Origin of the sequence: Bacillus sp. 196mf (genome assembly GCF_003217275.1) — a bacterium.
In the GTDB taxonomy this organism is placed as follows: domain Bacteria; phylum Bacillota; class Bacilli; order Bacillales; family Bacillaceae_G; genus Bacillus_A; species Bacillus_A thuringiensis_S.
On the sequence record NZ_QJTG01000004.1, the window covers coordinates 69,039 to 89,392 of the forward strand.

Genomic DNA, 20,354 nt, shown 5'->3' on the forward strand with positions numbered 1-20,354 from the left:
AGATTCATTTTTTTATAGTGATGCCCCACATTTGCTCCACTTTGTAGAAAAAGATTGAAAACATTTAGAAAAGGTTATGAGCGAAAACACCGATATAACAGGATATTTACAAGGATAAAAAAACGGATAAAAGAGGTGTATCTATTTTTAGGACAAGTGCAATAGAAGAAATAAAAAAGTGCTAACAAGTTTGCAAACGAACTTGCTAACACCTATTCGAAATAGACATAAATTATCGCTAATATGTCGTCTTTGAAAATAGCTTTTATCAGTTAAATCACACTTATACGAAATGCCTATAAAAACAGCCTTAATATCAAGAATATAATCATCCAGATATTCCTTTACTTTTAAGACGAAAACGAGGCATGATATTGATTTCTACCTCAGAGTTTGCGTCAAATAATAAAAAAATACGGTTTGTAAAACTAAAAATACAACAAGCTACAACCGGCATGAAATGGATTAAGATATTTAGAAATTTAAAAGATGATTTTCAAATAGGGGGAGAGGTGGATTTAGACCATATTCTCCAATATCCGAAAGATTATATTGTAGGAGAAAATAAAAGGGTGTTATTTCCATACAATGAGAGAATTTATAAAGTTCAAGGTACTAAAATAGAACCGGGTATAACAGTAAAGGAAAGAGAGTATTTATTTAAAGAATTTCAGCGTAAATTCTCTTATTTCACAATACTTCCAGAATGTAAAAAGGTAGCTACAAATAACAAAAATGAATTATTTCCTTTATTTGCACCAAAAGGATTAGAGACATTAATATTAGAAGTTTGGTCTGAAAATATAGCGCTGGAAATAGAACAAGCATTACTTGATAGCGAAATTGTTTTGACTAAAGTTGGTGAAAATTTTTATGTATTGAATACAGATTTTCCAGTGTTATTAAAGATTGTGAGATACAATATTGAAAAGGTGTTACAAAATCCATATAAAATGCAATATTGCCAAAAATATAAAACAAATCTTGTAGATGATGTTAAGAAAGCTGTCTATGCTACCGCGGGTAAGCGCAGTGATGCGACATTAGCATTAATCGCGATGAAAAATTGTGATGGACGCGAAAAAATTGATCCAAAACAAATCATTAGAGAGGGATTTGCACGAACAAACCGTATTTCAACATTTATTAATTTATTTATAGGCCAAAATGTATCTCGTAAAACAATTGTAAATAGTGTTTTTAGTCTATTAGAACAAAAAGGATTTTTGAGGCGTAGTTGGAATAAGATAAATCTACCTTGTACATATGTTAGTTTATCAATTGAACGAATATCGAAATTCGATTTCTTACCTATTTTTTCAAAAATAAAAGGAAAAGAAATTTTATATAAATTATATGGGAGTACAGAGTGGCAAACGATTGATTACGTATTATTAAATATAAATAAACATAATGCATTTTTACCACAACCATCAAAGAGAAATGATATGGGAGCTCTTTTTAAACAATATGTTTTCGAAACATTAATGGAAATTGTACAATATGCAAAAGAAAAAAATAAACAAGTTTACTTCATTGTAGATGCAAATTTGAGAAAATATTGGATAAAAGAGTTACAAAATAAAGAAATTAATATAGATATTTTACCTGATATTGTTCCAGAGGTGTTAAAGGTTCCAAATTTAAATATTATTAGAATAAATACAGGTTTTGATGTACCAAGTTACGGTGTAATAGAATCTGATGATGCTCTAGATAGCATTGGCTTATATGCAGATCAAAAAGGGATGTATTATAGCACTGGTGAATATTCACTTAATTGTAGTGAGATTTTTCAGCGATATATACTTGAAATTCTACCATTAGGTGTAAAACCTGTAGAAAGGGATTATATCGCTAAAATGATACATTACATGTGCTGTAATTCTAGTATGCTTTCGAAAAAGAATGTACACATGACATATTCCATGCATATGGAAAAGATAATAAAGAGTTATATTACTGACATAGATGCAAGAGAGTTTAAAGAATTTAATGATGAATTGGATGTAGATGTAGTAAAAGTAGAAAAGAAAGATTCAATTATTCTACTTTAAATACTTGTAAACAAATCCTGCTCGTTATATCGATCAGGATTTGTCATTTTTTTATGTAAATAAGGATATCCTTTGTCAAGTATCTTTTCGTTTACATATTTACTTTATGTGCAGACAGGATTAATATGTTTTTTAGAAATACAAAAACTATTTCATATGGAAAAACGATTTTTATTAATTGAAAAAATTTGAAAGGAATGGGGAATTGTGAAGAAATTAGATGTGCTCTTAATGCTACTGAGCGGCCTCTTTCCAATTGCAGGACTTACAAAGCAAATCCCTCTAGAACAATCTATATATATTGGAGGGCTTTTATTTTTTACTAGTTTCGGTAGTTATTTTGCTAAAAAGATGTATTCACGTATATGCAGCTGGATAGCGTATGCGCCATTTATAACATTACTGTTAGTTATTTGGCATCAGGATATTGCAACAAGCTCAATCATAGCAAATGCGAAAATTGCTGCATGTGTCGCGTTAATTCCATGTTTATTCCGTTTTCGTACATATGGACTTACTTTGGGCTTATTCTCATTATGGGCCGCTTTACTATGGGATATAAAAGAAGTACAGTCGTTAGTCATACTTGAACGCATAACGAGTTTAATGACAAGCCATTATGTATATATATTACTATTAATTGGAGGACTTGTAATAGGAGGATTACTCGCGATGTTCATTCACCGCAAAGAGAAAGATAATAATAAAGAAAATATAAATCTACTTGGACCAAAAAAGAAACACAAAAGATTATCATTTAAGATTCGTCTTCCAAGATTACCGAAATTAAGGATAAAACTATTTAAGTTTGGTGGAAAAGAATCTAAAAGTAAAATGCCAGAAAAAATCCATGAGTATAAGTACGAAGAACCAGTTGCAACATATGAAATGACAGAGCAAATAGATCCATACAAAGAAAATGCAGTTCAAGGTCAAACAAGGATGGAACGCCGAAGAAATAGGTATAATGCATAATGAAGTTTAATAACCCCGTAATGACTTATCTTAATATTGATGAATCATTACGGTTTTTTTATGTAATGAAATGAAGGTTGCTATTGCGGAGGGGAATAGCATATTTTATAGATAGGAACTAAAATAAGGGGAGGATAAAATGCTTATCATTACATATATATCTGTTTGTATATTATTCTTAGTTAGCTTTTTACATGTATATTGGGCTTTCGGAGGTAATTGGGGGACAAATAGTGTTATTCCAACTAAATCAGGGGAAAAGGCGTTTACACCTCGCGCCGGAATGACATTGTTCATTGCATTATTATTAAGTATGGCAGCAATAATTTTGTTGCAACAAGCAAAAATTTTTCATTTTGCAGTTCCTAATGTTATTATTCAAGTCGGTTCCTGGATTTGTATGATCGTCTTTTCTATTAGAGTAATTGGTGAGTTTAATTATTTTGGTATCTTTAAACGACAAAAAGATACACACTTTGCTAGAATGGATACCGGTTTATATATTCCACTTTGTGCATTTTTATCTTTATCTTTCTTATTAGCAATAATTTTGTGAGTAAATAATAGTAGCTGCTTTTCTCAAAATACATGTAAACGTGAGAAATCTAAGGGTAAATAAAAAGGATGTAAGCGCCTTCTTGTCGAAATGTAAATTATTATGAAAGGCGGTGACACTATGAAGTATGTAAAAGTTAGTATGAATGGTGGAAGTGAACATAAATTCTCAATGACTTTAGATCGGTTTGAAGAACTTATTACTGCAGAGAATGGGATATTAGAAAATAAATTAGTATGTATTGAAAATGTAATGATTAATCCTACTAATATATCTTCTGTAGTTGAAAAAATTGGTGTACCGGCTAAGTTTATGGAAGCTTAAAATGTTAGATAAAAAACATCCATTGGGGATGTTTTTTAATTTATAAATATGATAATCGTACAGTAAATATTTGAGTAGATTTTATAGCAATGATTATGCATATATTAAGTACCTGAACATGGTGCTTAATACATGCACGAAATAATAAGTACAAGCATATATTATGTAGTAGGACAAGATCTTCGTGTCCTACTTAATACTCAGAAAAAACCTCTAATCACATAAGAGCGGCCAATTGCAGGGTGCTCTTATTTTTTATGAAAATCTACTACGAGCCTTATTTTATAGTAGGATGCAATAATAAAGGGCTATTTTGAAATAGTGTTTTTAGCCTTTAATTTTAAATTTATCTTTAACGTTAATAAATATTAAAAATAATATGATAGCAGAAATTAAGTTAGATAAGTAGAAATCTTGATGAAACAGTAGTTCGAAGATGACATAGAAAGTAACGAATAAGGCGATAGTAGGTAGTATGCAAATAAATATAAATCTCCAATTTTTTAAGTAATGTTTATAATTTGTAAGTACTTTATCCATAAATATAGCTCCTATATTTTTGTTTTTATATAATTATACATTTAGATACAAAGATTTTCAAAGTAAAATATTTAGCAATTCAAAAATATAAGGAAAGCTTTTGTTGAAAATCCAGATTGCTGTAGCAATCTGGATTTGACTTTAAAGAACTATACTAAAATGATACACTATAATCTACGTTATTTTTGAAATGAATAGAGGGATTTGTGTGATAGATAAAATTAAAAATGCTGTAGAGGATATGTACGAAGATGAGGCTAAAGATTTACTTCAAAGTATTCTCATACAGTTAAACTTATTAGAAGAAAACTACAGTGAAGATACAATTAAAAATTTGATAGATATTCCGAAACAATTAACAAGTAATCCTACTTATAAAAGGAATGTAAAAGAAAGTACGCACATACATATTGCTTTTGATGATTCAACGGCTGGTTGCTTAAAATATATGTTAAGTCAAGAAGAATTATTTGAAGAGAGTGTTGTTGCTTTTTCGGAATTCTTTTCAATTGGACCGATATATAGGTTGCATACGAATGAGGGGCAACTAGCAAGACAGAAGTGGTTAATAAATAACTTAACTGCTTATGATAGTTATTTTGAAGAAGAATATTTATCAAGATTTATAGCAACTATAGAAGAACTACATACTATTCCTGTTGAAACGCCTATTACAATTTGGAAGGCTGATAATGCACATGAACATGTAGGCTTAAGTTTTGTAATGGCACAATTAAAGGATAAGAAAAACATTAGAATTATTAATACGTCTGAAGCAAGTAGAGAATTATTAAAACAAGAGTATGATATTCGTGGAACGGGAGAATTAGCACCTGAAAGTTTAGCTCTATTCCAAAAAAGTTTTGTAAAGTTACCTTTTTTAACTGAAGAGAAGCGCATGAATTTTGAACATGAGTGGGATAGATTATCGGAAAGCATTGAATGTTTAAGAGTGTGGGAAGAAAATGAAGTGCATTCTGTACAAGAAGATTATTTTGATCAATTTATAATTGAATGCGCGAAAAGTGTGGGTGCTGATCGAGAGTTCCTCAAAGCTCCTAGAGTAATTGGTGAAGCGCTTGGTCTTGTTGAACAATTGGTTGGAGATACTTTCTTAGAGTATCGCTTGAAACAATTAATTAAACAAGAATTATTTGAATTTGAAGGTTCGTTAGATGAAATGCGTTTTTATAGTGTGAAGTTAAGGAAATGATAAACACATTCTATTTTTGAAAAGCTCGTATTTTTAATAATACGAGCTTTTTAAGTTGAATTTGGGCTATACATAAGCTTCGCAGAGAGGGCATATCACATATGAATGGTAAAGGTAATGAATGAAAAGAAGGTGATTTGTTAATATGTATAACCAACAAAATTATCCATATGATCAAGCGATGTATTACAATCCACAAAACTACGCGTATGAACCTACAAATGAAGTGAGAGATATTGAACAAGAAGACTATAGACCAGATGATGCGGAGGATGCTCCAACGTCACCACCACCGTCACAGGCGCCGTCGTTACCGTCTACATTTGCTTCTCCGGCACAACCAGGTAATATGAAATCATGGATGTGTAACTGTCTAGGAAGATGGGGCTATTTACGCTTACATCGTCCTGGTCCTTTCGGAAGGGACTTATGGTTTTTTCCGACTGAAGTGAGAAGAAATGGAGTGTCAGGTTACACGTGGCAAGGTGGTCGTCGTCGTAAAGTAAGTTATCGCTATCAACAAATTAGTAATTTTATGTGCTTCGCATAAAGAGAAGTGGGAGAGTGAAACGATTTTACTCTCTCACTTTTTAATTTTTCAATATACGAAGTAAGATTTTGATTAAAAATTTACAATTTTCACGTTTTTATTAGAGTATAATGCATATGTTGGGTTGGTTTTCAAAAACAAATGAGAGTGAGGGAATACAATGTCAATGAAAAACAAAGTTGGGTTAAGCATAGAGGATGGCATTAATTTAGCTTCAGCTCAGTTTAAAGAAGATGCGTATGAAATTTATAAAGAATCGCGAAAAAAACAACCTATATTATTTGTAAACCAAGTTGAAATCGGTAAAGAATGGCTCATTACTAGATATGAAGATGCTCTGCCACTTTTAAAAGATAATCGTTTAAAAAAAGATTGGACAAATGTGTTTTCTCAAGATATAAAGAACATGTATCTTTCCGTTGATAATAGTGACCACTTAACAACACATATGCTAAATTCAGATCCACCTAACCACAGTCGTTTACGATCTTTAGTTCAAAAAGCTTTTACACCGAAGATGATTGCACAATTAGACGGAAGAATTGAGAGAATAGCAGATGATTTGATAAGTGATATAGAGCGAAAAGGTACATTAAATCTTGTGGATGATTATTCATTTCCGTTACCAATTATTGTAATAAGTGAGATGCTCGGTATTCCAAAAGAAGATCAAGCGAAATTTAGAATTTGGTCTCATGCTGTTATTGCATCACCAGAAACACCTGAAGAAATAAAAGAGACCGAAAAACAACTATCTGAGTTTATTACATATCTTCAATATTTAGTTGATATGAAACGAAAAGAGCCAAAAGAAGACTTAGTGAGTGCTTTAATACTTGCAGAGAGTGAAGGGCATAAACTTAGCGCTCGGGAACTATATTCAATGATAATGCTATTAATTGTAGCAGGTCACGAGACGACAGTGAATTTAATTACAAATACGGTATTAGCACTTCTTGAAAATCCAAATCAATTACAGTTATTAAAAGATAATCCAAAACTAATTGATTCGGCTATTGAGGAAGGATTGCGTTATTATTCTCCAGTTGAGGTTACAACTGCAAGATGGGCAGCGGAACCTTTTCAAATTCACGACCGAACAATCGAAAAAGGAGATATGGTTGTCATTGCCTTAGCTTCTGCAAACCGTGATGAAACTGTATTTGAAAACCCAGAAGTATTCGATATTACTCGGGAAAATAATCGTCATATTGCGTTTGGTCATGGTAGCCATTTCTGCTTAGGAGCTCCACTTGCGAGGTTAGAAGCAAAGATTGCTATTACTAATTTGTTTAATCGAATGCCTGAACTAAAAATAAAAGGGAATCGTGAAGAAATTAAATGGCAAGGTAACTATTTAATGCGTTCTTTAGAGGAATTGCCTTTAACTTTCTAGAATAGTTAAAAGGAGACATGCATACATCGAAAATGATTTACATAGAGTATGTATGTGTTATTTAAATTCGAAACGGAAGGGTGAAGACATCCCAATGATCAACTAATTCTATTTGTAAGAGATCTTCGTTAAAAAACGAAATATTCTTCTGAATAGGGTTAGTCTGTACATTTATAGAAAAGGGATGTATTTCGCTCTGCGAATATATAGTCTTTTTATATGATTTGTGCTGCCTCCTGTTCAGAACATGAAATAGGAGGCTTTTTTATGTCGACAAATGTAGTAACGAAACAAAACAATGGGGTATCACAAGTATTAAAAAATCGGTTTGTTCAAGGGATTTTAGCATCAGCATTATTTTTACAAATAGGAATATGGGTTCGAAACTTTGCGGTATTACTATATGTAATGGAAATGACAAAAGGTGATGCTTTTGCTATTTCGATGATTTCAGTTGCTGAATTCGCTCCAATTTTTATTTTTTCATTTATTGGCGGTACTTTTGCTGATAGGTGGAAGCCAAAGAAGACAATGATATGGTGTGAAACGTTAAGTTCCATTTCAGTATTCGCTGTATTAATTACGCTTATGTTTGGAACGTGGAAAATTGTGTTTTTTGTGACACTCATCTCTGCAATCCTTTCACAGTTTTCACAACCATCTGGAATGAAATTGTTTAAACAACATTTATCAACGGAACAAATTCAATTAGCAATGTCTATATATCAAACGATATTTGCAATATTTATGGTATTAGGACCAATACTAGGGACATTTATCTTTCATAGTTTTGGAATTTATATTTCAATCATCATAACAGGTATCTCGTTTTTACTTGCGGCAGTTGTATTGTTATTCCTTCCGAAAGATCTTGAAAACGACGTAGAAAAGAAAGGTATCACTCTGTTGCAGGAGATGAAGGATGGTATTAAGTATGTCAAAAAGAAAAAAGCATTAACTTTGCTAGGGCTTTGTTTTATGGCTGCAGGACTAGGTATAGGATTAATTCAGCCATTAGGTATATTTATTGTGACTGAGCAGTTAGGATTATCAAAAGAGAGTTTACAGTGGCTACTAACAGTAAATGGTGCGGGAATGATTGTTGGCGGAGCATTAGCAATGGTATTTGCGAAAAACGTTGCTCCGCAAAAGATGTTAATTATCGGTATGCTTGGTCAAGCAATTGGTATTGGCATTATAGGATATTCTACAAATTTATGGGTGACACTTACAGCGCAGCTTTTTAGTGGTTTAGCTCTTCCGTGTATCCAAATTGGTATTAATACGCTTATTATTCAAAATAGCGATACCGATTTTATAGGTCGTGTAAATGGTATTTTAAGTCCGCTTTTTACCGGTTCAATGGTAGTAACGATGAGTATAGCTGGCTCATTAAAAGAGATGTTTTCATTAAGTATGATGTATGAAGGGACGTCTTTACTTTTTATAATTGGATTATTGTTTATTTTACCTATATACAATTTAAAGCCAGTAATAGCGGTAGAAAGTGAAATAAGTGGTAAAGGAAGTGCCGTACAAAATGAATCCTAATCCAAATGTTAAATACCCTATTGAAGGAAATCAAAACGTTCAATTTATAAAAAATATAATAACAAAACCTAATATACTTGTTGGTGAATATTCTTATTATGATGCGAAAGATGGAGAAACATTTGAAGATCGAGTATTACATCATTATGAATTTCTTGGAGATCGTCTTACTATTGGAAAGTTTTGTTGTATTGCATCTGGAGTTAAATTTATTATGAACGGAGCGAATCATCGGATGGATGGATTTTCGGCATATCCATTTAATATATTTGGAAATGGGTGGGAGAAGTATACACCTAGTTTGTCTGATTTACCTTATAAAGGTGATACAGTTATAGGAAATGACGTTTGGATTGGTATGGATACAACAATTATGCCCGGAATAAAAATAGGGGATGGTGCAATCATTGCAGCTAAATCTGTTGTGACTAGAGACGTCGCACCATATACAATTGTTGGTGGAAACCCTGCAAATAAAATAAAAGAGAGATTTTCAAATGAAATAATTCAAGAATTATTGCAAATTCAATGGTGGCATTTTGATATTGAAAAAATAACTGGAAATATTGATGCTATTGTACGCGGAGATATTGAACCATTAAGAAAGCTAAAAAGGGAATGAAAAATGGATGACAAATAGTATCATACCTCCGAATTTTGTTAATGATAATAGAACAAGGAGGTGTGATACTATGGCACAAGACGTTTTATGTGAAGTAAACAACTGTAAATTTTGGGCGAACGGTAATAAATGTAGTGCAGAGGCAATTTACGTAGTAAGTCATAAAGGTAAACATGCATCTACAACGGAAGAAACAGATTGCAAAACATTCGATCCAGAAGTGTAAATTCTTTAAGGGTAGCCAAATCGTGGTTGCCCTTTTATTAATCATATTATTGATAATAAATATCATTTTCATTCATTAATTTTAGCTTTTTTTGTTATTTTTTCATATTTTCTTCATAAGTGATGTAATCCAACTCAATTCATGTTCAATTCGTGATTTACTAAATTCAATGACTTCAGTGATAAAGGGTGAGGTAACCTCTAGAGACTGAATAGCGGTAAGTTGATTATGTAGTACGTTTTGACGTACAGTCAAAATCTCTTTTCTAGCTTCATATTCAAGTTTTTCAAATAGCGCGATACGAACAAGAAATTCTGCATTATTTGTCGCAAGTTTTTCGGGAAACTCTCGTAACATTTCAGAAAAAATTTCTTCTCCTGTTTCTGTTATATCGTACATATTTCGGTTTGGTTTTCCAACTTGTTTATGTATTTTTTTCGTTATAGCACCCATATTTTCAAAGCGCCTAAGGGCAGGGTAAAGCATGTTGTGATTTAATTCAAAATTCTCACCTAAACGATTTTGAACATTTTTTTTGATTTCATATCCATGTTTTGGTCCGGTCGTTAATTCTGCTAGTAGTAAAATGTCAACGTACATAAAAATCCCCCTTATATATTTCTCAAGTTCTCTAATGAAAAATCCCCTTTAGTATATGTTAAAATAACATATGATAGTTTATACAACTTTGAACTGCCGACCTATCACTTTTATTGTAAAAGAAAAGGGAGGAAAGAACTATGGCTTCACCTGAAAATGTTATTTTAGTTCATGAAATTTCAAAGCTGAAAACAAAAGAAGAATTATGGAATCCATATGAATGGTATCGTTTGATGAGGGATAATCACCCAGTTCATTATGATGAAGAGCAGGATGTATGGAATGTTTTTTTATATGATGATGTAAATCGTGTTTTATCAGATTATCGCTTATTTTCAAGTAGAAGGGAGCGCAGACAATTCTCAATCCCTCCTTTAGAAACTAGAATAAATATAAACTCTACAGATCCACCAGAACATCGCAATGTACGTTCCATTGTTTCTAAGGCATTTACTCCAAGAAGTTTAGAACAGTGGAAACCTCGAATACAGGCTATCGCAGATGAACTTGTACAACATATCGAAAAATGTAGTGAAGTTAATATCGTTGAACAGTTTGCTGCACCTTTACCTGTTACCGTTATTTCTGATTTATTAGGAGTCCCAACAACAGATCGTAAAAAAATTAAAGAATGGTCTGATATTTTATTTATGCCGTATAGTAAAGAAAAGTTTAATGATCTGGATGCTGAGAAAGGGATAGCATTAAATGAATTCAAAGCATACCTTCTACCGATTGTTCAGGAAAAGAGATATCATTTAACCGATGATATCATTTCTGATTTAATTCGAGCTGAATATGAAGGCGAAAGATTAACCGATGAAGAAATTGTAACCTTTTCATTAGGTTTACTAGCAGCTGGGAATGAAACCACTACAAATTTAATTATTAATAGCTTTTATTGCTTTTTAGTAGATTCACCTGGAATTTATGAAGAGTTAAGAAAAGAACCTAACTTAATTTCAAAAGCGATTGAGGAAGTATTACGCTATCGCTTTCCTGTTACATTAGCCCGGAGGATTACAGGGGATACAAATATATTTGGTTCTTTAATGAAAAAGGATCAGATGATTGTTGCGTGGGTTAGTGCAGCGAATTTAGACGAGAAAAAATTTTCACAAGCCTCTCAATTTAATGTACATCGAACAGGAAATGAAAAGCATTTAACCTTTGGGAAAGGTCCTCACTTTTGCTTAGGAGCACCACTTGCACGTTTAGAGGCTGAGATTGCATTAACTACCTTTATAAATGCTTTTGAAAAAATAGAGCTATCTCCATCTTTCTGTTTAGAAAAATGTATATTGGAAAATGAACAAACATTAAAATACTTACCTATTCGATTGAAAGCTAAATAAAAATCTTAACAAGGTGCATACATTTGCATCTTGTTTTTTGTTTCTCAATTGTGAGTTTTCGGTAATCACCTTAATATGGAATTGTATAAAACGTAGAGGAGGATTCTTATGTTGACTTGTAATGGAAGTAAATCATTTCAAAAGTTTATTAAAGGTGTTACAGATCTTATGGAAAACGGTTTATTTGAAGAAGAAATAGTGTGTGGCATTGAAAAGTTACTAGAAGAACTTTTAGAAAAGAAAACATGGCTTCCGTTAGATAAACAGAAGGCCAATTTGACTCAATATGCACGACATTTATTGTATGAAGATCCGCTCAAACGTTTTGAAGTACTGGCTCTCGTATGGAGAGATGGACAATCTACACCTTTACATGATCATGACGGCACATGGGGCGTAGAAGGCGTTTTTTCAGGAAGGATTATGGTGCAGAACTTTATACAAACGAAACAACTTGGAAATTCACTTGTTTATTTAACACATACAGGAAATCTTTATTTGGGAGAAGGAGAAACAGATAAAGTAATTCCACCAGCGGATTGTCATATTCTTGAAATTAGCAAAAATGAAAGCGTTATTACGATTCATGTCTATGGAAAACGGTTAGAAAAGTTTAAAGTATATATCCCAACTGAAGAAAAAAATGTGTACATGTGTGAGACAAAATACATTAGTTATAATTCATAGTTTAAAATCCAAAGCTTTTTTAAAAAGAAAAGCTTTGGATTTTATTTTTAATTATTTCTTGACCTGAAACGCTTTTCATAAATTATAAATAAGAAGTACCTCACGAGGATTGTATGAAAACGATACCTAATAATTAATTAGAACTCGTGTATTTATAGAAAGTGGTGAAGAAATAATGAAATTAATCGCAATTGATTTAGATGGAACTCTTCTTTCGGGGAATAAAATGATAAGTAAAGAAAATGCAGAAGCAATTCGAACATGTCAAGAAGCTGGCCATGTTGTAGCAATTTGTACAGGACGTTCTATTGTTGACATTGAGCGATTATTGTTAGAAGTTGATTTAGAGTGTCCAATCATTGCGGAAAATGGTGCTCTTATATATAAAGATAAAAAAATGATGAAGAGATATCCAATTCAAAATATGCAGGCACTTGAAATTGTAGAATATCTTGAAGAGAATGGTTTATATTATCAGCTTTATACTGATAAAGGTGTGTACGTACCAGATTATGGAGTAGAGAGTGTACGTAATGAAATTGAGTATGTGAAGAATTCAAAAGAAAATTTCGACTTGAAAGAGTTAGAAACAATCGCAGCATTATATCTTGAGCATACAGCGTTTCATAGTGCGGAAAGTTGTAAACCAATTGTAGAAACAGATATACATGTGCATAAACTATTACCATTTTCTTATGAAATTGAGAAATTAAAAAAACTCAAAGAAACATTTCTTCATAATACAGATTTAGCAATTACATCTTCATATTGGCACAATTTAGAGATTAATCATCGAGATGCTCAAAAAGGGAATGGATTATATACTTTAGCAGAACATCTTAATATTCCGGCTGAAAACACTGTAGCGATAGGTGATGGGCTAAACGATGTTTCTATGATGGAAAAAGCGAACATATCAATTGCAATGGGGAATGCAGTTGAAGAAATAAAAGCAATGTGTAAATACGAAACGTTATCAAATGAAGAACATGGTGTGGCACATGCTTTATATAAATATGTAATGTAATTAAAAAAAGAAAAAGAATCCAAATGGATTCTTTTTTCTTTTTATTAGGGGTAAGGTATTCTATGAGATTCATAGAAGCCTTATTACATTTCATTATATAGAATATATTGGAATAAATGTGTATATTTTTCATAAAAATGTGAATATTTTATGAACTTTATACTTATTGCATGTTTATACCGCTATTAGTGACGCGTATGACTCTCAAGTGAAAATTAAGTGAATGTAAGGAGGAATTCAAGTTACCTAGACAATAAATGAGGAATGAACGAAATATATACTAATTAAAGGTGTATTCAGTATATATATTCTTTTCTTGTTTTAATTGAAAGATAAAATTTGTTCGAATAATTATTCTACAGCTATATACCTACACTAGCTTTCTTCGTATAATGGAGAAGTATGAATTTTAGATTTGTATTAATTTTACATATTGAGGTGAACAAAGAATGAATTCGCGGCTAATGGAACTTATTGATGTGAGTACAATAGAAACCATGGCAGAACAATTTTATAAATTAACTAACATATCACATCAACTTCTTGATGCTGAAAAAGAGTGTGTTTTTTCATTCGGAATGAATGAGATAAAAAAGAGTAAACTTCCAAAGATTGAAATCCCCATTTTCTTATACAATCAACATTTAGGATCTTTTGTTGTATGGTCCAAAAAAAGTGAAATTTTCAGTTGTCAAAAATACTTTGAAATGCTCTCAAGTTTAATTTTAGATGGTGCAATAAAGGTATTTCAAAGTAAAAATACAACGTTGCTTTCTCGGAAAGAGGAGGAACTACATACGATTTTACAAAATATGCCTGTTATGGTCGATGCGCTTGATTATAATGGAGATTTTGTTTTGTGGAACCGAGAATGTGAAATCGTAACAGGTTATACCGCTGAAGAAATAATTGGAAATCCAAATGCACTGCAATTATTGTATCCTGATCATAATTATCGCCAGCAAATACAAAAGAAATTTTTAACTTGTGGAAAAAATTTCAGAGATTGGGAAATGCACTTAACATGTAAAAATGGTGAAATCAAAACAATAATGTGGTCGAATATATCAGAACAGTTTCCTGTAACAGGATATAGTTATTGGGCTGTTGGTGTAGATATTACGCATTTAAAAGCGATAGAAGAGCAGTTAAAACAACAAACATCTGAACTTGAATTAATTTTTAAAGCTTTACCAGATTTATGTTTCTTAACAGAAGATGATGGCACGATTATTGATTACAAGGCAGGATCTCCTACGAAGTTTTACGTACCCGCAGAAGCTTTTATGGGAAAAAAGTTTTACGAAGTATTACCACCTTCAGTAGCGCAGCAGTTTCAGGAAGCCATTAATCAAGTGAAGGAAAAAGGAACGAATGTAATTGTAGAATATCCACTCACACTTAATGGAAGTATTGATTTCTTTGAAGCTAGGTGTTTACCATTATTACGTGATAAAATTATGATTATTATACGCGACATTACAGAGCGAAAAAAGACAGAAGAATTGTTAAACAAATCAGATACGCTTGCAGCAATTGGTCAATTAGCAGCTGGCGTGGCTCATGAAGTAAGAAATCCTTTAACTGTAATTAAAGGTTTTATACAGTTATTCCAAATTAATAAAGAAGATCAAGAAAGATATTTTGATCTTATGCTTTCTGAAATTGAAAGGATAGAAGCAATCCTACAAGAATTTCTATCAATCGCTAAAACAGATGAGATAAATACAGAAAAGAAAAATATTTATCAAATTTTTAAAAATGTCGTATCGTTAATGAATACAAAAGCAATTATGACAAATATTCAAGTTGAACTATTTACGGATGACAAAGATATAATTATTGAATGCTCAGAAAATCAATTGAAACAAGTATTTATTAATATTTTGCAAAATTCAATCGAAGCTATGCCAAATGGTGGGGAAATTTCAATTCACATAAAAGAAATAAATGATGATGGTGTCATTATTCATGTAATAGATGAAGGAATAGGAATACCTGAAGAAAGAATTAAGAGATTAGGTGAACCTTTTTATAGTACGAAAGAAAAAGGGACTGGTATTGGATTAATGTTAAGTTATAAAATTATTGAAAGTCATCAAGGGACAATTAGTATCATGAGTGAGGTTGGTGTCGGGACAACAGTAACTATTTACTTACCGAAAGTACTAAGTAAACAATCTCTTTCTAATTGTGACGACAAATGTATACCAATACGCACTAGTAGTAATTCTTAAATCAATTAATACCCAATAACAAAGCGATTAGTGAAAACTAAGCTTTTTGTTATTGGGTATTTTTTATATTTAATTTAGTAAACTTTACCTTTTCTTTACCTTTGTTTTAATTTCTATTAAGTTTTAAACATTATATTAATATTTGTACAAAGCAATGTATAGAAATTGTACATTACTTTTAATATAGAAATGTGATTATTATTTGAAATATTGTAAGGAGGAGATTATGACAAAGTGAAAAAGCAAGAGAAGAAAAGTGGTAGAGTAGTACCTCTCCGGTTAAATATTTTATTCCTTTGTGTATTTTTATTATTTTCTGGCATTATTATTCAGTTAGGGAAAGTGCAAATTTTTGATGGAGAAACATATAAAAATGAAGTAGAGAAGAGAGAAAATGCAACCGTGGGCCTTTCTGTACCACGTGGGAAAATATTTGATCGTGAAGGAAATCCAGTAGTTGATAATAAGTCTTTACGTACGATTACATATACAAAGGTGAAAGGTGTAAAACAAGAAGAAATATTAAAATCAGCAAGACAACTTGCAGATATTATTGAAATGCCACAAGAAGATATAGATAAGTTAACTGAGACTGATAAGAAAGACTTTTGGATGCAATTAAATCCAGAACTTGCTCAAGACTTAGTATCAAAAAAAGAAATAGATAAGTTCCGAGATAAGGATATTACCGGAAAAGAGCTAGACAAAAAAATAGAAGATTTAAAAAGGAAACGCGTTACAGATAAAAATCTTCAAGAACTAACGGCTAAAGATATAGAAGTGTTAGCTATTAAAAGTAAAATGACCTCAGGTTTTCAAATGGCACCTCAAATTATTAAAAAGGACGTTAGTGAACAGGAATATGCGGTGATTAGTGAAAATTTAGCGAACCTTCCAGGAGTAGACGCATCAGTTGATTGGGAGAGAATCTATGTAAATGATGGATTATTCCGTTCTGTCCTTGGTAACGTTTCAAATGCTGATGAAGGATTGCCACGTGAACGATTAGATTATTATTTAGTGCGTGATTATAGCCGAAATGATAGGGTCGGCAAAAGTTATATCGAACAGCAATACGAAGATGTACTTCATGGTACAAAAAAAGAAGTAAGAAGCATTGCTGATAAACAAGGAAATACTATTAGAACGGAAACGGTTTCGGAAGGAAAAAGCGGTAAAAATTTAACTTTAACAATAGATATGGAATTGCAAAAAAAAGTAGAGGAGAGCATAGAAAAAATATTAAAACAATATAAAGGATCAGAATCAATGTTAGACCGTGCTTTCGTAGTGATGATGAATCCTAAAAATGGCCAAGTATTATCAATGGCTGGGAAAAGGCTTGTAGAAAAAGATGGGAAAATGGAAGTAGAAGATTATGCTTTAGGCACGCTGACAAGTTCATATGAGCTTGGATCAACGGTTAAAGGTGCGACAGTGTTAACAGGGTTTGAAACAAATGCAATAACTCCTGGGACACATTTTTATGATGCACCTATGAAGTTTAAAGGAACTAAGGAAAAGAAGTCTTGGAAAAATTTTGGTGATATAGACGATCTAAGAGCGTTACAAGTTTCTTCAAACGTTTATATGTTTAATATAGCATTAAAAATTGCTGGAGTGGATTATGTAAAAAATAGTTCGCTAGATATTAAACAAGAATATTTTGATAAAATGAGATATTATTTCAGGCAATTTGGACTAGGCGTACAAACTGGTATTGATTTACCAAATGAAACTGCAGGCCAAATTGGAAGAAAAGATAATCAGCCTGGTTTCTTATTAGATTATTCTATTGGACAATATGATACGTATACACCACTTCAGCTTGCACAATATATTTCGACTATCGCAAATGGAGGGTATCGAATGAAACCACAAATTGTTCAAGAGATTAGAGAACAAACCGTTCAAAAAGATGAGGTTGGTAAAGTAGTACAATCAATAGAACCCGTTGTTTTAAATAGAATCGATATGAAACAAGAATATATTAATCAAGTAAAAGAAGGATTTAGAAAAGTATTTCAAGACGGAGATGGAACGGGAGTAAGAGCGTTCCAAAAAGCACCATATAAACCAGCTGGTAAAACAGGAACCGCACAAACTGTATATGGTGGAGAAAATGAAATTGGGCGAAATGAGAAAGGCGACCGTAGAGAATGTTATAACTTAACATTAGCTGGATATGCGCCATATGATGATCCAGAAGTAGCGTTTTCTGTTGTAGTACCGTGGGTTGAAAATGATAAATCGGGCATTAACTCCGATATTGGAAAAGAAGTTTTAGATGCTTATTTTGATTTGAAAAATAAGCGATTAACTGGTGAAGCGCAAAAAACAGATAACTCTAAAGAGAATTAAAATGGACGAAACGTCTCTAGCATTCATGTGAACTAGAGGCGTTTTTATCTGGGAATAGATTAGAAATGAGGTATATATGAAGCTGTTTATTCTAAAATATTGGAGGAACATATGTAGCTACATCTTAATTATAATAGGGGTTATTTTTATTAATAAGTCATTTTTATTTTGTATGGTAGAAGGAATTTCGATGCAACCTACTTTAAATGAAAAAGATTATATACTTGTTAATAAGGTAAACGTCTGTTTATCGTCTTTTCAGCATGGGGATGTTGTCATCATAAAAAAAGAAGACGAGCCTACTTACTATGTGAAACGAATTATTGGATTATCGGGGGATAATATACAATTAAAAGAGGATGAGGTATATATTAACGGTAAAAAGCGTGATGAGTCGTATATACATTTAGATATGTTACAAGTATCCAATCGTTTTTCAAATTTTAGAGAAATAAAAGTTCCTACGCATAAATTATTTGTGTTAGGTGATAATCGTAATCATAGTAAAGATAGTAGGAATACACTTGGACTTATTGATGAGTCAAATATAATAGGTAAGGTAGAAATGGTATTTTATCCATTTGATCATATAAAATGGATAAAATAATTCTATTAACGATTCACATTTTATAAAATAAATCATATATTGATAGCATAGGACAAGCAGAAAAGCTTGTTCTAACCTCACAGAACACTCCTTATCACGGTTAGGCATCTACATAGGTAGATGCTTTTTTTATGTTGATGACTGAAAATTATTTATCAACATAATGTAACAAGCATATTAGGACTATTAGGGGAAGATTACTTGTACAAATAACAGTATGCTTAATTAAAACAATGAAATGTAAGGAGTGAGAAATAAGTGCTAAATATTTTAGTAGTTAATTTTCCAGCAGAGGGGCATGTAAACCCTACATTAAATTTAGTAAAAGCCTTTACTGAACGAGGGGATAATGTACATTATATTACAACGGCAAACTTTAAGGATAGAATTGAAGATTTAGGAGCTACTGTACATACTCATCCGGATCTATTAAAAGAGATTTCTATTGATGCTGAAACCTCATCTGGGTTAAATGCTTTCTTTCATGTGCATGTTCAAACTTCTTTATATATATTAGAAATTACGAAACAATTATGTGAAAGTATAAATTTTGATTTCGTAATTTATGATATATTTGGCGCAGGAGAGTTAGTAAAGGAGTATTTACAAGTTCCAGGTGTAGTGTCCTCACCTATATTTTTAATTCCGCCAGAATTTTTGAAGACATTACCTTTTCATCCAAATGCAGATATGCCATTCCAACCAGAGGAAATCTCTGAAAAATTACTAAATCAGATGGAACATAAATTTGGAGTAAAACCAAAGAATAATCTTCAATTTATGAATAATAAGGGTGATGTTTGTCTCGTATACACAAGTTGTTATTTCCAACCTAATAGCGAATCGTTCGGGGAAAATAACATTTTTATTGGACCGAGTATTTCAAAGCGTAAAACAAATATAAAGTTTCCACTGGAATCACTTAAAGAAAAGAAAGTTATTTATATTTCAATGGGAACACTGCTTGAAGGACTCGAACCATTCTTTAATACTTGTATTGATACTTTTTCAGATTTTGATGGGATAGTTGTAATGGCAATTGGTGATAGAAATGATATTTCTAAAATTAAGAAAGCACCAGATAATTTTATAATTGCTCCATACGTACCTCAATCAGAAATATTAAATGAAGCAGATGTTTTTATTACACATGGCGGTATGAATAGCGTACACGATGCCATTCATTATAATGTCCCATTTGTAATAATACCGCATGATAAAGACCAGCCTATGATAGCGCAAAGACTAACTGAGCTTGAAGCGGCACATAGACTATTGAAAGAACATGTTAATGTGCACACTTTAAAAGAGGCCGTAACAGATGTTCTTTCAAATGAAAAGTATAAACATGGTATAAGAAAACTTAATGATAGCTTTTTAGAATGTGGTGGTTCAAAAGAAGCAATTGCAGTTATTGAATCTCTTTTAAATAAATTAAAACTTTAATCGGTAGGGATTTTACTACCCATA

Annotated in this window: 19 protein-coding genes; 17 read left to right on the forward strand and 2 right to left on the reverse strand. The window is 31.8% G+C overall.

The annotated features are described in order from the left end of the window. Window positions 1-374 precede the first annotated feature (374 nt). The 4 genes from ATL10_RS08695 to ATL10_RS08710 all read left to right on the forward strand — a co-directional run bounded on the left by ATL10_RS08695 (window position 375) and on the right by ATL10_RS08710 (window position 3,912). Window positions 375-2,057: an RNaseH domain-containing protein gene (locus ATL10_RS08695; protein WP_110496757.1), complete on the forward strand. Its 1,683-nt coding sequence runs from the start codon at window positions 375-377 to the stop codon at window positions 2,055-2,057. Between the two features lie 207 nt (window positions 2,058-2,264). Further along, window positions 2,265-3,032, forward strand: coding sequence for a DUF3959 family protein (locus tag ATL10_RS08700; protein WP_000732179.1), 768 nt, complete (start codon window positions 2,265-2,267; stop codon window positions 3,030-3,032). Between the two features lie 139 nt (window positions 3,033-3,171). After that, window positions 3,172-3,588 carry a DUF3995 domain-containing protein gene (locus ATL10_RS08705; protein WP_000905591.1) on the forward strand — a complete coding sequence of 139 codons (417 nt, stop codon included), beginning with the start codon at window positions 3,172-3,174 and terminating at the stop codon, window positions 3,586-3,588. Between the two features lie 120 nt (window positions 3,589-3,708). Continuing rightward, window positions 3,709-3,912 carry a hypothetical protein gene (locus ATL10_RS08710; RefSeq protein ID WP_000878368.1) on the forward strand — a complete coding sequence of 68 codons (204 nt, stop codon included), beginning with the start codon at window positions 3,709-3,711 and terminating at the stop codon, window positions 3,910-3,912. A 327-nt stretch (window positions 3,913-4,239) separates the two neighbouring features. Here ATL10_RS08710 and ATL10_RS08715 read toward each other — a convergent pair whose 3' ends face one another. After that, entirely contained in the window at window positions 4,240-4,452 is a 213-nt protein-coding gene (locus ATL10_RS08715; protein ID WP_000362073.1) for a hypothetical protein, read from the reverse strand. 208 nt (window positions 4,453-4,660) lie between these two features. On the opposite strand from ATL10_RS08715, the gene ATL10_RS08720 reads away from it, so the two are divergent. The 6 genes from ATL10_RS08720 to ATL10_RS08750 all read left to right on the forward strand — a co-directional run bounded on the left by ATL10_RS08720 (window position 4,661) and on the right by ATL10_RS08750 (window position 10,010). After that, window positions 4,661-5,665 carry a DUF1835 domain-containing protein gene (locus tag ATL10_RS08720; RefSeq protein WP_110496759.1) on the forward strand — a complete coding sequence of 335 codons (1,005 nt, stop codon included), beginning with the start codon at window positions 4,661-4,663 and terminating at the stop codon, window positions 5,663-5,665. A gap of 145 nt (window positions 5,666-5,810) precedes the next feature. After that, complete coding sequence (locus tag ATL10_RS08725; RefSeq protein WP_110496761.1) at window positions 5,811-6,215, forward strand: hypothetical protein; 405 nt, start codon at window positions 5,811-5,813, stop codon at window positions 6,213-6,215. 160 nt (window positions 6,216-6,375) lie between these two features. Beyond that, window positions 6,376-7,611 (forward strand): cytochrome P450 family protein, encoded by a 1,236-nt coding sequence (locus tag ATL10_RS08730; protein WP_090977962.1) that lies wholly within the window; start codon window positions 6,376-6,378, stop codon window positions 7,609-7,611. Window positions 7,612-7,878: 267 nt separating this feature from the next. Continuing rightward, a complete protein-coding gene (locus tag ATL10_RS08740; RefSeq protein ID WP_110496763.1) occupies window positions 7,879-9,162 on the forward strand; it encodes an MFS transporter in 1,284 nt (427 codons plus the stop codon). Then, window positions 9,152-9,784, forward strand: a complete 633-nt coding sequence (locus ATL10_RS08745) for a Vat family streptogramin A O-acetyltransferase (RefSeq protein ID WP_090977958.1) — start codon at window positions 9,152-9,154, stop codon at window positions 9,782-9,784. The genes ATL10_RS08740 and ATL10_RS08745 overlap by 11 nt, the downstream gene beginning before the upstream one ends. A gap of 70 nt (window positions 9,785-9,854) precedes the next feature. Next, the gene (locus ATL10_RS08750) at window positions 9,855-10,010 is read left to right on the forward strand and encodes a DUF1540 domain-containing protein (protein WP_000046095.1); all 156 of its coding nucleotides are present in this window, start codon (window positions 9,855-9,857) and stop codon (window positions 10,008-10,010) included. A 102-nt stretch (window positions 10,011-10,112) separates the two neighbouring features. On the opposite strand, the gene ATL10_RS08755 is transcribed toward ATL10_RS08750, so the two are convergent. Next, window positions 10,113-10,610, reverse strand: coding sequence for a PadR family transcriptional regulator (locus ATL10_RS08755; RefSeq protein ID WP_000289121.1), 498 nt, complete (start codon window positions 10,608-10,610; stop codon window positions 10,113-10,115). Between the two features lie 140 nt (window positions 10,611-10,750). On the opposite strand from ATL10_RS08755, the gene ATL10_RS08760 reads away from it, so the two are divergent. The 7 genes from ATL10_RS08760 to ATL10_RS08790 all read left to right on the forward strand — a co-directional run bounded on the left by ATL10_RS08760 (window position 10,751) and on the right by ATL10_RS08790 (window position 20,330). Beyond that, window positions 10,751-11,965, forward strand: coding sequence for a cytochrome P450 (locus ATL10_RS08760; protein WP_065228912.1), 1,215 nt, complete (start codon window positions 10,751-10,753; stop codon window positions 11,963-11,965). Between the two features lie 108 nt (window positions 11,966-12,073). After that, a complete protein-coding gene (locus tag ATL10_RS08765; RefSeq protein WP_090977956.1) occupies window positions 12,074-12,652 on the forward strand; it encodes a cysteine dioxygenase family protein in 579 nt (192 codons plus the stop codon). A gap of 175 nt (window positions 12,653-12,827) precedes the next feature. Beyond that, window positions 12,828-13,679: a Cof-type HAD-IIB family hydrolase gene (locus ATL10_RS08770; RefSeq protein ID WP_110496765.1), complete on the forward strand. Its 852-nt coding sequence runs from the start codon at window positions 12,828-12,830 to the stop codon at window positions 13,677-13,679. A gap of 449 nt (window positions 13,680-14,128) precedes the next feature. Beyond that, window positions 14,129-15,916: a PAS domain-containing sensor histidine kinase gene (locus ATL10_RS08775; RefSeq protein ID WP_100910227.1), complete on the forward strand. Its 1,788-nt coding sequence runs from the start codon at window positions 14,129-14,131 to the stop codon at window positions 15,914-15,916. 234 nt (window positions 15,917-16,150) lie between these two features. Next, on the forward strand, window positions 16,151-18,277 hold the full coding sequence (locus ATL10_RS08780; protein ID WP_071714913.1) for a peptidoglycan D,D-transpeptidase FtsI family protein: 2,127 nt from the start codon (window positions 16,151-16,153) through the stop codon (window positions 18,275-18,277). A gap of 76 nt (window positions 18,278-18,353) precedes the next feature. Then, window positions 18,354-18,884 carry a signal peptidase I gene (gene lepB / locus ATL10_RS08785; RefSeq protein WP_002094036.1) on the forward strand — a complete coding sequence of 177 codons (531 nt, stop codon included), beginning with the start codon at window positions 18,354-18,356 and terminating at the stop codon, window positions 18,882-18,884. Window positions 18,885-19,142: 258 nt separating this feature from the next. After that, window positions 19,143-20,330: a macrolide family glycosyltransferase gene (locus ATL10_RS08790; RefSeq protein ID WP_110496767.1), complete on the forward strand. Its 1,188-nt coding sequence runs from the start codon at window positions 19,143-19,145 to the stop codon at window positions 20,328-20,330. Window positions 20,331-20,354: the final 24 nt, after the last annotated feature.

Excerpts from the sequence above, each read along its gene's own strand:
- ATL10_RS08705 (WP_000905591.1), top strand. The coding sequence starts at position 3,172 with ATGCTTATCATTACATATATATCTGTTTGTATATTATTCTTAGTTAGC.
- ATL10_RS08715 (WP_000362073.1), bottom strand. The coding sequence starts at position 4,452 with ATGGATAAAGTACTTACAAATTATAAACATTACTTAAAAAATTGGAGA.
- ATL10_RS08745 (WP_090977958.1), top strand. The coding sequence starts at position 9,152 with ATGAATCCTAATCCAAATGTTAAATACCCTATTGAAGGAAATCAAAAC.
- ATL10_RS08770 (WP_110496765.1), top strand. The coding sequence starts at position 12,828 with ATGAAATTAATCGCAATTGATTTAGATGGAACTCTTCTTTCGGGGAAT.
- ATL10_RS08760 (WP_065228912.1), top strand. The coding sequence starts at position 10,751 with ATGGCTTCACCTGAAAATGTTATTTTAGTTCATGAAATTTCAAAGCTG.
- ATL10_RS08725 (WP_110496761.1), top strand. The coding sequence starts at position 5,811 with ATGTATAACCAACAAAATTATCCATATGATCAAGCGATGTATTACAAT.
- ATL10_RS08755 (WP_000289121.1), bottom strand. The coding sequence starts at position 10,610 with ATGTACGTTGACATTTTACTACTAGCAGAATTAACGACCGGACCAAAA.
- ATL10_RS08750 (WP_000046095.1), top strand. The coding sequence starts at position 9,855 with ATGGCACAAGACGTTTTATGTGAAGTAAACAACTGTAAATTTTGGGCG.
- ATL10_RS08740 (WP_110496763.1), top strand. The coding sequence starts at position 7,879 with ATGTCGACAAATGTAGTAACGAAACAAAACAATGGGGTATCACAAGTA.
- ATL10_RS08765 (WP_090977956.1), top strand. The coding sequence starts at position 12,074 with ATGTTGACTTGTAATGGAAGTAAATCATTTCAAAAGTTTATTAAAGGT.
- ATL10_RS08730 (WP_090977962.1), top strand. The coding sequence starts at position 6,376 with ATGTCAATGAAAAACAAAGTTGGGTTAAGCATAGAGGATGGCATTAAT.
- ATL10_RS08775 (WP_100910227.1), top strand. The coding sequence starts at position 14,129 with ATGAATTCGCGGCTAATGGAACTTATTGATGTGAGTACAATAGAAACC.
- lepB (WP_002094036.1), top strand. The coding sequence starts at position 18,354 with ATGAAGCTGTTTATTCTAAAATATTGGAGGAACATATGTAGCTACATC.
- ATL10_RS08710 (WP_000878368.1), top strand. The coding sequence starts at position 3,709 with ATGAAGTATGTAAAAGTTAGTATGAATGGTGGAAGTGAACATAAATTC.